This window comes from Streptomyces sp. Sge12 (assembly GCF_002080455.1).
Lineage (GTDB): Bacteria > Actinomycetota > Actinomycetes > Streptomycetales > Streptomycetaceae > Streptomyces.
The window spans coordinates 1441567-1454830 of the sequence record NZ_CP020555.1 but is presented as its reverse complement, the minus strand read 5'-3'; the positions used below and the strand labels follow the sequence as shown (position 1 = coordinate 1454830).

The 13264-nt window shown below is 71.4% G+C and carries 14 protein-coding genes; 11 read left to right on the top strand and 3 right to left on the bottom strand.

Annotation, left to right across the window (positions count from 1 at the left end; all coding sequences use genetic code 11):
- The first annotated feature begins 18 nt into the window (after positions 1-18).
- Together B6R96_RS06540 and B6R96_RS06535 are read left to right on the top strand one after the other, a co-directional pair.
- On the top strand, positions 19-711 hold the full coding sequence (locus tag B6R96_RS06540) for an HdeD family acid-resistance protein (protein WP_081521927.1): 693 nt from the start codon (positions 19-21) through the stop codon (positions 709-711).
- A gap of 130 nt (positions 712-841) precedes the next feature.
- Positions 842-1336 carry an ATP-binding protein gene (locus B6R96_RS06535; RefSeq protein ID WP_051779071.1) on the top strand — a complete coding sequence of 165 codons (495 nt, stop codon included), beginning with the start codon at positions 842-844 and terminating at the stop codon, positions 1334-1336.
- A 65-nt stretch (positions 1337-1401) separates the two neighbouring features.
- On the opposite strand, the gene idi is transcribed toward B6R96_RS06535, so the two are convergent.
- From idi to B6R96_RS37970, 3 genes are all read right to left on the bottom strand, one after another.
- Entirely contained in the window at positions 1402-2001 is a 600-nt protein-coding gene (gene idi, locus B6R96_RS06530; RefSeq protein WP_030385169.1) for an isopentenyl-diphosphate Delta-isomerase, read from the bottom strand.
- A gap of 154 nt (positions 2002-2155) precedes the next feature.
- Positions 2156-3397, bottom strand: coding sequence for a bifunctional class I SAM-dependent methyltransferase/N-acetyltransferase (locus tag B6R96_RS06525; protein ID WP_237291639.1), 1242 nt, complete (start codon positions 3395-3397; stop codon positions 2156-2158).
- A gap of 499 nt (positions 3398-3896) precedes the next feature.
- Entirely contained in the window at positions 3897-4040 is a 144-nt protein-coding gene (locus B6R96_RS37970; RefSeq protein WP_234431683.1) for a hypothetical protein, read from the bottom strand.
- Here B6R96_RS37970 and B6R96_RS06520 point away from each other — a divergent pair.
- The 9 genes from B6R96_RS06520 (at position 4035) to hpnD (ending at position 13166) form a co-directional block, all read left to right on the top strand.
- Complete coding sequence (locus B6R96_RS06520; protein ID WP_237291353.1) at positions 4035-5678, top strand: DUF5941 domain-containing protein; 1644 nt, start codon at positions 4035-4037, stop codon at positions 5676-5678. The two genes, B6R96_RS37970 and B6R96_RS06520, sit on opposite strands and share 6 nt — an antisense overlap.
- Entirely contained in the window at positions 5675-6427 is a 753-nt protein-coding gene (locus B6R96_RS06515) for a phosphocholine cytidylyltransferase family protein (RefSeq protein WP_030385166.1), read from the top strand. Before B6R96_RS06520 ends, B6R96_RS06515 begins: the two co-directional genes overlap by 4 nt.
- The gene (locus B6R96_RS06510; protein WP_030385165.1) at positions 6415-7476 is read left to right on the top strand and encodes an iron-containing alcohol dehydrogenase family protein; all 1062 of its coding nucleotides are present in this window, start codon (positions 6415-6417) and stop codon (positions 7474-7476) included. Before B6R96_RS06515 ends, B6R96_RS06510 begins: the two co-directional genes overlap by 13 nt.
- Positions 7454-8233 carry a CDP-alcohol phosphatidyltransferase family protein gene (locus B6R96_RS06505; RefSeq protein ID WP_079408119.1) on the top strand — a complete coding sequence of 260 codons (780 nt, stop codon included), beginning with the start codon at positions 7454-7456 and terminating at the stop codon, positions 8231-8233. The genes B6R96_RS06510 and B6R96_RS06505 overlap by 23 nt, the downstream gene beginning before the upstream one ends.
- Positions 8234-8268: 35 nt before the next feature.
- Positions 8269-9114, top strand: coding sequence for a glycosyltransferase family 2 protein (locus tag B6R96_RS06500; RefSeq protein WP_384511522.1), 846 nt, complete (start codon positions 8269-8271; stop codon positions 9112-9114).
- A 94-nt stretch (positions 9115-9208) separates the two neighbouring features.
- Positions 9209-10138 (top strand): ABC transporter permease, encoded by a 930-nt coding sequence (locus tag B6R96_RS06495; RefSeq protein ID WP_030385162.1) that lies wholly within the window; start codon positions 9209-9211, stop codon positions 10136-10138.
- On the top strand, positions 10131-10913 hold the full coding sequence (locus B6R96_RS06490; protein ID WP_053168875.1) for an ABC transporter ATP-binding protein: 783 nt from the start codon (positions 10131-10133) through the stop codon (positions 10911-10913). The genes B6R96_RS06495 and B6R96_RS06490 overlap by 8 nt, the downstream gene beginning before the upstream one ends.
- Positions 10914-11322: 409 nt before the next feature.
- Positions 11323-12207, top strand: a complete 885-nt coding sequence (hpnC, locus tag B6R96_RS06485; RefSeq protein WP_237291352.1) for a squalene synthase HpnC — start codon at positions 11323-11325, stop codon at positions 12205-12207.
- The gene (hpnD, locus tag B6R96_RS06480) at positions 12204-13166 is read left to right on the top strand and encodes a presqualene diphosphate synthase HpnD (protein WP_081521924.1); all 963 of its coding nucleotides are present in this window, start codon (positions 12204-12206) and stop codon (positions 13164-13166) included. The genes hpnC and hpnD overlap by 4 nt, the downstream gene beginning before the upstream one ends.
- Positions 13167-13264 lie beyond the last annotated feature (98 nt).

The window sequence follows — 13264 nt, the reverse complement described above, 5'->3', positions numbered from 1 at the left end:
CGAGGAGGTGGCACGTCCATGGGCGCAGACCGCGCAGACCGTACGGGGGCCAGGGTCGGGGGCCCGGAACCGCAGCGCGAGAAGAAGAAGCTGGGCCGCAGTTTCGCGCTGATGACGGCGCTCGGGGTGCTGCTGGTGCTGGCCGGACTGGTCGGCCTCGTCTACACCGGCCTGGCCACCCTCACCTCGATGTTCCTCTTCGGCTGGCTGCTGCTGATCGGCGGTGTGGTGGGCCTGCTGCAGGCCGTGCAGGCGCGCCGGAGCAACTACTTCTGGCTCGCCGTCGTCGTCGCCGCGATCAACCTCGCGGCGGGCTTCGTGATCCTGCGCCGTCCCGGGGCGAGCGCCGAGGCGCTGACCATGTTCGCCGCGCTGCTCTTCCTCACCGGTGGGGTGTTCCGGCTGGTGGGGGCGCTGGTGGTGCGCGGCTCCCACTTCGGTCTCGCGATCGTCCAGGGGGCGTTCGGGATCCTGCTGGGGTTCCTGATCCTCTCCGGCTGGCCCGGCAACAGTCTGTACGTGATCGGAACCTTCTTCTCCCTCGCCCTGCTGTTCGACGGGCTGAGCCTGGTCGCGATGGGCATGGGGTCCCGGCGCATCCTGGGGTTGGTCAGGGAGGACGGGCTCCCGGCGGAGGCGGCAGCGGCGGGCGTGCCGGGCGAGACGGCCGGGAAGCGTCCGGCAGAAGATCAGGAACAGTCGAACAACTGACTCTGTCATACGCCAGCGGTCAGAAAGTGCCCTATAGACGCTGACTTCTGGTCAGCAGTCCGGTCCGGACCAGCCCGTTCCCCACTCTTGTCGCGTGGAGACGATCGAGCGTGAAGACGGGGGACGGAAGATGGATGTGAGCGGGAGCATCCCGCCGGCCAAGGAGGGGGAGGCGGAGGCTCCGGCCGACCCCCTCGCCTACGAGGGAGTGTGGAGGTTCACCGCGCCCGCGGTTGAAGAATCCGTTCCGCAGGCCCGCCGCGCGGTCCGCGACCTGCTCGGGCGCCAGGGGGTGCCGGCCCACCAGGACCTGGTGTACTCCCTGCTCCTGATCGTCTCCGAACTGGTGACGAACTCGGTCCGGCACGCCGCCCTGCTCTCGCCGGAGGTCGCGGTCGAGGTGGCCATCGGCCGCGCATGGGTACGGGTGGCCGTCGAGGACAACCACCCCTACCGCCCCAAGGCGCTGGAGGCCGACTTCGGCCAGACCGGCGGCCGGGGACTGCTCCTGGTCCGGGAGGTCACACTGGAGGCCGGCGGGGTCTGCGACGTCGAGCACACCTCGACCGGCGGCAAGGTGATCTGGGCCGCCCTCCCGCTCACCGCCCCGCCGGCCGCGGGCTGAGCGGCGGTCGGCGGAACGGCGGAACGGCGGGGCCGCGCGGCGGGACGGCGCTGCGGGCCTGTGGGCTACCAGCCGGCCGCGTCGCCGGTCAGCTCGCGGATCGCGGGCCGCGCCGCGTCCAGGACGGTCATGAACCACGCCGAGAACGGCACTTCGGCGTGCCGCTTCGCCAGCTCCTCGGCGGAGACGAAGGCGGTGTCCTCGACCTCCTCCGGATCCGGCTGCACGGCAGCCTGCGCGAGTCCCACGAACAGGTGATTGAACTCCTGCTCCACGAGACCCGATGCGGGGTCCGGGTGGTTGTAGCGGACCGTTCCCGCCTGCGCGAGCAGCGAGGGCGACAGTCCCAGTTCCTCGTGGGTCCGCCGGGCCGCGGCCGCGAACGGAGACTCCCCGGGGTAGGGGTGACCGCAACAGGTGTTCGACCAGACGCCGGGGGAGTGGTACTTCCCGAGGGCCCGCTGCTGGAGCAGCAGACGGCCCTGCTCGTCGAAGAGGAACACGGAGAACGCCCGGTGCAGCTGCCCGGGCGCCTGATGGGCGGAGAGCTTCTCCGCCGTGCCGATGGTGTTGCCGGACTCGTCGACCAGTTCGAGCATGATCGGTTCTTGAGTACCGGTGCCGTTGGACGCGCTGTTCGCGGCGGTGGCTGGTGTGGTCGGCATACCCATCCTTCGCTTCGGACTTCGGCCTTCAGTCTGCCGTACAAAAGCGGCTTGTCCCCACTTCGGAGATCCACGCATGTCCGCCCCCCGTCGCGTGCTAGGCGACGAGGGGCGGATCACATCGCGGGCGACATCAGCGGATGCCGCGCGGGCGTCAGACCCCGAACGGGGCCGGGTAGCCGATCGTTCCCGCCGGCACCGGAACAGAATCGTCCAGCACCAGCGCCATCATCGCCCCGTCCGGGACCTCGAAGGGTGCCCGGATCCCGAAGTGCGACGCCGGTACGAAACCGAAGCGCGGGTAGTACTCCGGGTGCCCCAGGACGAGGACCAGCGACTCCCCGCGCTCCCGGGCCGCCGCCAGCAGGGCCCGTACGACCGAGCTGCCCGCGCCCGAGCGCTGGACCGCGGGATCGGCCGCCACCGGGGCGAGGGCGAGCGCCGGAACGCCGTCGACCTCGCACCGGGTCAGCAGGGCGTGCGCCGCCACCGACCCGTCCGGGGCCTCGGCCACGTACGACAGGCCGGGCAGCCAGGAGTCGTCCGTGCGCAGCGCGTCCACGAGGTCCGCCTCCAGCGGGGTCCCGAACGCCGCCAGGTTGACCTCCCGTACCGCGGCCGCATCCGCCGCGGTCTCCGGGCGGGCGGGCCAGGCGCCGCCGTCCCCGGCGGTGACCGGACGCAGGACGTAGCCCGTGTAGCCGTACTCGTGCCCGTGACGGGCCCGTACGTCGAGCTCCTCACGGGTCGCGGCCAGCGCGGCGGCCATCGCGGGGCTCTCGGCCCCGGAGAGGGTACGCACCCTCTCGGAGAGCGGGCCGTAGTACTCGGCCCAGTCGGCATCGGGCAGGTGGTGCACGCCGAGCACCCGGTACCCCGCCGCCTGGGCGGCCGCGAGGTTGCCGGCGGTGGTGCGCAGCGCGTAGTGCGGGTCCCAGAAGGCGCGGGCGCCGGCGGAGGGCTCGGGGACCGTCCACTGGCACTCGGTCAGGACGAGGGTGCCGCCCGGGGCGAGCAGCCGCTTCCACCGCGCGAGCGCGGCGTCGAAGCCGAGGATGTAGGCGGAGCCCTCCGCCCAGACGAGGTCGAAACAACCGTCCTCGAAGTCCTCGCCCGTGAGTGATCCCATGTCCGCCAGGGCGGTGCGGACGCGGTCGCCGAGCCCGCGGGCCGCGGCGGCCGCCCGGAGTTCTTCGAGGAAGGGGGCGTGCAGGTCGACGGCGGTCACCTCGGCCCCGCCCGCGCCCGCCTCGGCGGCGAGCAGGAGGGCGCTGCGGCCCGGACCGCAGCCCAGGTCGAGGACGCGCGGCCGCTCGGGCAGCGGTCCGCACAGGGACAGCAGGCGGCGGGTGCTCGCGTCGGAGCCCGGAGCCTGCCGGGGCAGGCCGTGGTGCAGGGCGAAGAAGGCGTGCGTGAAGTCGTCGACACCGCCCGACTCGTCGCAGGAGTCGTCGAAGCGGTCGTCGGAGGAAGTGCTGTCGGTCAACGTGAACCCTTGGAACGGGGGCTCCGGCCGACGAGGCCCAGCTGTGGGGTCAGGCCCGGCCGGATACCCGGAAGGAATGGGAGATGCACCGGAGTTCGCTGCGCATGGCCGCGACCACTACGACGGTCATCAACCCACCTCTTTCCACTCGACACGTTCAGGGGCGTGTCCACCGTAACATCCGGGCCGTTTGTGGTACCGCGCCGTGATCGTCAATGATGATCGGAACCCGGCCCGGAGCCCGGATATTCGGCTTATCGGGGCGTAAACGGGTGGTGAACCCCTGCTTCCATTCATCCGATAGCCTCTGCCGACGTGCCGCCGCCCCCTCAGGCGCGCGTTCGGAATTCGTTACAAGGAGTGAGTTCGTCTGCCGACCGTCATCCTCACCGGCCTGCCGGTCCCCGGATCACCGCTCGCTGACGAGCTGCGCTCCCTCGGCTTCGAGGTCCGCCCGGCCGCCGGTCCCCAGGACGCCGCCGCCGCACTGGCCGGCGTACCCGCCGACCAGCGCGTGGCCGTCGTGGACAGCGCCTTCGTCGGGCACGTGCACGCACTGCGCCTCGCGCTGACCGATCCGCGCTTCGACGCCTGCGCCGTCACCGGGGCCCTCGGCGTCCAGGCCGGCGCCCGTGAGGCCCTCGAGAAGGCCGCGGCCCTCGCCGCAGCGGAACCCGTTGGCGCCGAACCCGCCGCCGAACCCGCCGCCGCCGGCCCGTACCCGGACCGGCTCGCCGCCGCGGTCGAGGCCGCCGGCACCACCGTGCAGCGCCCCGAGCTGGGCACGCTCGTCGCCGCCGTCCCCGCGGGCCCGGCGGAGCGGGAGGCCGCGACCGCCGCCGTCGCCGCCGTCGACGACGAGGCCGTACGCCTGCGGACCGCCGTGAAGTCCCGCGACGGCTTCTTCACCACCTTCTGCATCAGCCCGTACTCGCGCTACATCGCCCGCTGGTGCGCGCGCCGCGGCCTGACCCCGAACCAGGTCACCACCGCCTCGCTGATCACCGCGCTGATCGCGGCCGGCTGCGCGGCGACCGGCGAACGCTGGGGCTATGTGGCGGCCGGCGTGCTGCTGCTCGTCTCCTTCGTGCTGGACTGCACCGACGGGCAGCTCGCCCGCTACTCGCTCCAGTACTCGACCATGGGCGCCTGGCTCGACGCCACCTTCGACCGCGCGAAGGAGTACTCCTTCTACGCGGGCCTCGCGCTCGGCGCGGCCAGGAACGGCGACGACGTCTGGGCCCTGGCGGTCGGCTCCATGATCCTCATGACCTGCCGGCACGTCGTGGACTTCTCCTTCAACGAGGCCAACCACGACGCCACCGCCAACACGAGCCCCACGGCCGCCCTCTCCGACCGGCTCGACAGCGTCGGCTGGACCGTATGGCTCCGCCGGATGATCATCCTTCCGATCGGTGAGCGCTGGGCGATGATCGCGGTCCTGACCGCCTTCACCACCCCGCGGATCGTCTTCTACGCCCTGCTGATCGGCTGCGCCTTCGGCGCGCTCTACACCACCGCCGGGCGGGTCCTGCGCTCCCTGACCCGCAGGGCCACCCGCACCGACCGGGCGGCCCGGGCCCTGGCCGACCTGGCCGACTCCGGCCCGCTCGCCGAGGTCCAGGCCCGCCTGCTGCGCGGCCGCGCCGGATCCTTCGGCTCCGTGTACGTGGCGGCCCTCGGCACGCTGGTGATGATCGCGGGCGCGGTGTTCCTGCCGTTCGGCGACCCGCGGCTGATCGCGGTCGCGGTGATCTACGCCATGACGGCGGGCCTCGCCGTCGCCGCGCCCCTCAAGGGCGCCCTGGACTGGCTGATCCCGCCGCTGTTCCGGGCCGCCGAGTACGTCACGGTCCTCGCGCTCGCCGTCAGGGCGGACGTCCCCGGGGCCCTCCCGGCGGCATTCGGCCTGATCGCGGCGGTCGCCTACCATCACTACGACACGGTGTACCGCATCCGCGGCGGCACCGGCGCGCCCCCGCACTGGCTGGTGCGGACGATCGGCGGCCACGAAGGCCGGGTCCTGCTGATCACGGTCCTCGCGGCCGTCCTCGTATCGCGCGAAGCGGACTTCCCCGTCGCGCTCACGGCCCTGGCCGTGTTCGTGGCACTCGTGGTGCTCGTGGAGAGCATCCGATTCTGGGTCTCCTCCGGAGCACCCGCCGTACATGACGAAGGAGAACCAGCATGATCGGCCTTGTACTCGCTGCCGGTGCCGGACGCCGTCTGCGTCCCTACACCGACACCCTGCCCAAGGCGCTCGTGCCGGTCGGCCCCGAGGGTGACGAGGAGAGCCTGACGGTTCTCGACCTGACGCTGGGCAACTTCGCCGAGGTCGGCCTGACCGAGGTCGCCATCGTCGTCGGCTACCGCAAGGAAGCCGTGTACGCCCGCCGCGAGGCCCTGGAGGCCAAGTACGGCGTCAAGATCACGCTGATCGACAACGACAAGGCCGAGGAGTGGAACAACGCCTACTCCCTGTGGTGCGCGCGTGAGGTCCTCAAGCAGGGCGTGATCCTCGCCAACGGCGACACCGTCCACCCGGTCTCGGTCGAGCGCACCCTGCTCGCCGCCCGCGGCAACGGCCAGAAGATCATCCTCGCCCTCGACACGGTCAAGAACCTGGCCGACGAGGAGATGAAGGTCGTCACCGCCGACGGGAAGGGCGTGCAGAAGATCACCAAGCTGATGGACCCCGCCGACGCCACCGGCGAGTACATCGGTGTCACCCTCATCGAGCCCGAGGCCGCCGAGCAGCTCGCCGAGGCGCTGAAGACCACCTTCGAGCGCGACCCCGACCTCTACTACGAGGACGGCTACCAGCAGCTCGTCAACGACGGCTTCACCATCGACGTGGCCCCCATCGGCGACGTCAAGTGGGTCGAGATCGACAACCACGACGACCTCGCCAAGGGCCGGACGATCGCATGCCAGTACTGACGAGGCTCATCCCCTCGCCCGTCGTCGTCGACATCAGTCGCGGGGCGATGGACGACCTGGCCGGCCTCCTGGCCGACCAGCGGATCTCCGCCTCCGGCAAGCTGGCCATCGCGATCAGCGGAGGCTCCGGCGTGGCGCTGCGCGCCAAGCTGGAGCCCGTCCTGCCGCACGCCGACTGGTACGCGGTCGTCGACGGCACCATCGACTCCGCGGTCAAGCTGGCCGACGACATAAAGGGCCGCCGCTACGACGCCGTCGTGGGCCTGGGCGGCGGCAAGATCATCGACGTGGCCAAGTACGCCGCGGCGCGGGTCGGGCTGCCCATGGTGGCCGTCGCCACCAACCTCTCGCACGACGGCATCTGCTCGCCGGTGTCCATCCTGGACAACGACAACGGCCGCGGTTCCTACGGCGTGCCCACGCCGATCGCCATGGTGATCGACCTCGACGTGATCAAGGAAGCACCGGTCCGGTTCATCCGCGCCGGCATCGGTGACGCGATCTCCAACATCTCGGCGATCGCCGACTGGGAGCTCTCGCACAAGATCACCGGCGAGCCCGTCGACGGCCTGGCCGCCGCCATGGCCCGTACCGCCGGCGAGTCCGTACTGCGCCACCCCGGCGGATGCGGCGACGACGAGTTCCTCACCGTGCTCTCCGAGGCGCTGGTGCTCTCCGGCATCGCCATGTCGATCAGCGGGGACTCCCGCCCGTCGTCCGGCGCCTGCCACGAGATCAGCCACGCCTTCGACCTGCTCCACCCGGGACGCTCCGCGCTCCACGGCGAGCAGGTCGGCATCGGCGCCGCCTTCGCGATGCACCTGCGCGGGGCCGCCGAACAGTCGGGCCTCTTCGTCGAGGTACTGCGCCGGCACGGCCTGCCGGTCGGACCCGAGGAGATCGGCTTCAGCGTCGACGAGTTCGTCGCGGCCGTCGAGTACGCCCCCCAGACCCGCCCGGGACGCTTCACGATCCTGGAGCACCTCAACCTGTCCGCCGCCGAGATCAGGGACGCTTACGCCGACTATGTCAAGACCATCCGTAGCTGAACTGAGGCCGGTCGTCCACCCCGCGGGTGTCAAGGACCGGGTCAGCGGCGAGCACTGGGGCGGGCGCCTCTACATGCGCGAGGTCTCCCTGCGCATCACCCGCTACCTGGTCACCACCAAGGTCACGCCGAACCAGCTGACCTACCTGATGACCCTCGCCGGCGTCCTCGCCCTCCCGGCCCTGCTGGTGCCGGGCATCCTGGGCGCCGTCCTCGGCGTGGTCGCGGTCCAGATGTACCTGCTGCTCGACTGCGTCGACGGCGAAGTGGCCCGCTGGAAGAAGCAGTACTCGCTCTCCGGCGTCTACCTGGACCGGGTCGGCGCCTATCTGTGCGACGCCGCGGTCCTGGTCGGCTTCGGCCTGCGCGCCGCCGACCTGTGGGGCCCCGGCGGCGCCGACTGGCTGTGGGCCTTCCTGGGCACCCTGGCCGCGCTCGGCGCCATCCTGATCAAGGCCGAGACCGACCTGGTCGGTGTCGCCCGCCACCAGGCCGGCAAGCCCGTGGTCAAGGACGCGGCCGCCGAGCCGCGCGCGAAGGGCATGGCCTTCGCCCGCCGCGCCGCCGCCGCGCTCAAGTTCCACCGCCTGATCCTGGGCATCGAGGCCTCGCTGCTCATCCTGGTGCTGGCCGTCGTCGACCAGGTGCAGGGCGACCTGTACTGGTCCCGCGTCGGTGTCGCCGTACTGGCCGGCATCGCGATGCTCCAGACCGTGCTGCACCTGGTGTCCATCCTCGCCTCCAGCAGGCTCAAGTGAGTGCCCCGCTGCGGCTGGGCGCCGTGATCATCACCATGGGCAACCGGCCCGACGAGCTCAAGGCGCTCCTGGACTCGGTGGCCCGCCAGGACGGCGCCCCCGTCGACGTGGTCGTCGTGGGCCAGGGCGTGCAGGTCACCGGCCTGCCCGAGGGTGTCCGCAGCATCGACCTGCCCGAGAACCTCGGCATCCCGGGCGGGCGCAACGTCGGCATCGAGGCCTTCGGCCCCGGCGGCCGTGACGTGGACGTGCTGCTCTTCCTGGACGACGACGGCCTGCTGGAGCGCACCGACACCGCCGAGCTGTGCCGCCAGGCCTTCACCGAGGACCCCGCGCTCGGGATCATCAGCTTCCGGATCGCCGATCCCGAGACCGGTGTCACCCAGCGCCGGCACGTGCCGCGCCTGCGCGCCTCCGACCCGATGCGTTCCTCCCGCGTCACCACCTTCCTGGGCGGCGCCAATGCCGTCCGCACGACGGTGTTCGAGCAGGTCGGAGCCCTGCCGGGGGAGTTCTTCTACGCGCACGAGGAGACCGATCTGGCCTGGCGGGCGCTCGACGCAGGGTGGTTGATCGACTACCGGGCGGACATGGTGCTGCTGCACCCGACAACTGCCCCCTCCCGGCACGCGGTCTACCACCGTATGGTGGCTCGTAACCGGGTGTGGCTCGCCCGCCGCAACCTGCCCGCCCCGCTGGTCCCGGTCTACGTGGGCGTCTGGCTCCTGCTGACGCTCGCCCGCAGGCCTTCGGTACCCGCGCTCAAGGCCTGGTTCGGCGGCTTCCGGGAGGGATGGACCACTCCCTGCGGACCCCGCCGCCCGATGAGATGGCGTACGGTCTGGCGGTTGACCCGGCTGGGCCGACCTCCTGTCATCTGACCAGCCCGCGTCTGGGAACATGACGCGATCACGGGCCTCGAGCCACCAGCCTGATGCCCACCTGGCCGCATCTTGAAGACGAAAGTTTCAACTTGTGAGTGACACAACCCACGACGGTGCCCTCGCCACGAGCAGGCCGCCGTCCGACGACGCGGGGCTGAGCCCCGCGGAGCTCGCCAGGAAGTACGGCCTCTCGGTCAGCGGCGCCCGGCCGCGGCTGGGCGAGTACGTGCGGCAGCTCTGGGGCCGGCGCCACTTCATCATGGCCTTCTCCAGGGCCAAGCTGGTCGCGCAGTACAGCCAGGCGAAGCTCGGCCAGGTCTGGCAGGTGGCCACCCCGCTGCTGAACGCGGCCGTCTACTGGCTGATCTTCGGCCTGATCCTCGGCGCGGGCCGGGAGATGCCCAAGGGCGTCTACGTCCCGTTCCTGATGATGGGCATCTTCGTCTTCACCTTCACCCAGAGCTCGGTGATGGCGGGTGTCCGGGCGATCTCCGGGAACCTCGGCCTGGTGCGCGCGCTGCACTTCCCGCGCGCCTCGCTGCCGGTGTCCTTCTCGCTCCAGCAGCTCCAGCAGCTGCTGTACTCGATGATCGTCGTCTTCGTGATCGCCGTTGCCTTCGGCAATTACCCGCGGCTCTCGTGGCTGCTGGTCGTCCCGACCCTGGCGCTCCAGTTCGTCTTCAACACAGGCCTCGCCATGATCTTCGCGCGGATGGGTTCCAAGACCCCCGACCTGGCGCAGCTGATGCCGTTCGTGATGCGTACCTGGATGTACGCCTCCGGGGTCATGTTCCCGATCGGGATCTACCTCGAGGACCAGCCCCAGTGGATCAGCGACGTGCTGCTGTGGAACCCGGTCGCGATCTACATGGACCTCATCCGGTTCGCGCTGATCGACGACTACGGCAGCAGCAACCTGCCTCCGCACGTGTGGGCCTTCGCGGTGGGCTGGGCCGTGGTGATCGGCATCGGCGGCTTCGTGTACTTCTGGAAGTCTGAGGAGCGTTACGGCCGTGGCTGACAACACCCAGGGGCGCATCCCCACCGTGATCGCGGACGACGTCCACATCGTCTACCGGGTCAACACCGGCAGCGCCGGCAAGGGCGCGGCCACCGCCGCGCTCAGCAAGATAATCCGCCGGAAGAAGGGCGACGCCCCGGGCGTCCGGCGGGTCCACGCCGTGCGCGGGGTCTCCTTCACCGCCTACCGCGGCGAGGCCATCGGCCTCATCGGTTCCAACGGCTCCGGCAAGTCGACCCTGCTGCGCGCCATCGCGGGCCTGCTGCCCTGCGAGGAGGGCAAGGTCTACACCGACGGCCAGCCCTCGCTGCTGGGTGTCAACGCGGCCCTGATGAACGACCTCACCGGCGAGCGGAACGTCGTTCTCGGCGGTCTCGCGATGGGTATGACCCGCGAGCAGATCAGGCAGCGTTACCAGAGCATCGTCGACTTCTCGGGCATCAACGAGAAGGGCGACTTCATCTCCCTGCCGATGCGTACCTATTCCTCCGGTATGGCGGCGCGTCTGCGCTTCTCCATCGCGGCGGCCAAGGACCACGACGTTCTGATGATCGACGAGGCGCTGGCCACCGGTGACCGCAGCTTCCAGGTGCGTTCGGAGGACCGGATCCGCGAACTGCGGCAGAAGGCCGGCACGGTGTTCCTGGTGAGCCACAACAACAAGTCCATCCGTGACACCTGTGACCGGGTGCTGTGGCTGGAGAAGGGTGAGCTCCTGATGGACGGGCCCACCGAGGAAGTCGTCTCGGCGTACGAGAAGGCCACCAACGGCTGACCTCCGGGTCGCGCGGCGCCCTCTTCCGGCGCTTTTCCGCTTCACCCGAAGGCCCCCGCCGCTCAGCGCGGCGGGGGCCTCAATCGTGCTCCCGCATTCCGCGGCGACATTCGGTGGCGGAGCGAATACCCGGGAGGGCTCCGCGACGTTCTACAGCGTAAGCTGAGGCGGTCCTCAATCACGGCAAGAGGGGACGATTCCCCGCAGGTGAAGGGCTCTGGGGCGGCCCGGGGAATCCCCGGGCGGCGTGTCCGAAATAGGATGTAATGGGTCGGCAGTGTAGAACGGGAGATGTGACGGCAATGGCTACGGGAATTCTCCGGCCCCCAGGCACAACGGCCGTCCCCGCCCCGGGCGGCGGGCGGTGACCCCGGGGCACGGCATCCGGCCCCTGTCCGACACGGTCCACGTGAACGCCACCCTCGACAAGGCGACGGCGGAGAACTTCCCCGTCGCCCCCGTCTTCCTGCCCCGCGCCTGGCGCGACGGACTGACCGCCGTCTACGGCTACGCCCGCCTCGTCGACGACATCGGCGACGGCGACCTCGCCCCCGGGGGCCGCGACGCCGTCCTCCTCGGCCTGGACCCCGCCGCCGTCGACGACCGGCTCGCCATGCTCGACGCCCTCGAGGCGGATCTGCACCGGGTGTTCGGCGGCACGGACGGCCCCCCGCGGCACCCGCTGCTGCAGGCTTTGCGGCCCGTCGTGCGCGCCCACGACCTGACCCCCGAGCCGTTCCTCGGACTCATCGAGGCCAACCGCCAGGACCAGTACGTCGCGCGCTACGGGACGTACGCGGACCTGCTCGGCTACTGCGAGCTGTCCGCGAACCCGGTCGGCCGCCTCGTGCTCTCCCTCACCGGCACCAGCACCCCCGAACGGATCCGCCGCTCCGACGCCGTCTGCACCGCCCTGCAGATCGTCGAACACGTCCAGGACGTCGCCGAGGACCTCGGCCGCGACCGGATCTACCTGCCCGCCGAGCACATGCACCGCTTCCACGTGACCGAGGCGGAGCTCGCGGCCCCGACCGCCGGCGCGTCCGTGCGCTCCCTGATCGCATTCGAATGCGATCGCGCACGCGAGCTGCTGAATGAAGGCACCCCGCTCGTGGGTAGCGTGCACGGCAGACTCCGGCTGCTGCTCGCGGGCTTCGTGGGAGGGGGGCGTGCGGCCCTGCGAGCCGTCACCGCCGCCGGCTTCGACGTCCTCCCCGGCCCGCCCAAGCCCACCAAGAGCGGCCTGCTCCGCGAGGTGGCCGCCGTCCTGCGCACAGCGCCGAGAAAGGGGTGAGCCCGACCGTGGAGGGCCCCACACACGTGTCCGCACCGGTCCAGGCCGCCTACAGCTACTGCGAGGCCGTCACCGGTGCCCAGGCACGCAACTTCGCCTACGGCATCCGGCTGCTGCCGAACGACAAGCGGCAGGCGATGTCCGCGCTGTACGCCTTCTCGCGGCGGGTCGACGACATCGGCGACGGCACGCTGGCGCCCGAGGCCAAGTTCGCCCGGCTCGAGGAGACCCGCGCCCTGCTCGGGCGGATCCGGGCCGAGGAGATCGACGAGGACGACACCGACCCGGTCGCCGTCGCCCTCGCGCACGCCGCGCGCCGCTTCCCCATCCCGCTCGGCGGCCTCGACGAACTCATCGACGGGGTCCTGATGGACGTCCGCGGCGAGACCTACGAGACGTGGGACGGCCTCAGGACCTACTGCCGCTGCGTGGCCGGAGCCATCGGGCGGCTCTCGCTCGGCGTGTTCGGCACGGTGAACGGCTCCGCCCTCGGGGCTTCCGACTCCGCGCGCGCCGCGGAGTACGCCGACACCCTCGGCCTCGCCCTGCAACTCACCAACATCCTGCGCGACGTTCGCGAGGACGCCGGCAACGGACGCACCTACCTGCCCGCCGAGGACCTCGCCAAGTTCGGCTGCTCGGACGGCTTCCACAGCGACCGGATGCCCGCCGGCGCCGACTTCGCCGGGCTGGTCCACCACGAAGTCCGCCGCGCCCGGGCCCTGTTCGCCGAGGGCTACCGGCTGCTGCCGATGCTCGACCGGCGCAGCGGCGCCTGCGTCGCCGCCATGGCCGGCATCTACCGGCGCCTGCTGGACCGCATCGAGCGCGAGCCCGAGGCGGTGCTGCGGGGCCGTGTGTCGCTGCCGCCGCACGAGAAGGCGTACGTCGCCGTGCGCGGCCTGTCCGGCCTCGACGCGCGCACCGTGTCCCGCCGCAGCACGCGGAGGAGGGGCTGATGGCCGCGATCACCCGGCCCGCGCCGGCGGCAGCCGGTCCGGCCGCGCCCGCCGCGGCGTGCACGTGCCCGCCGGGCCGTCCCGGCGGGGACGCCGCC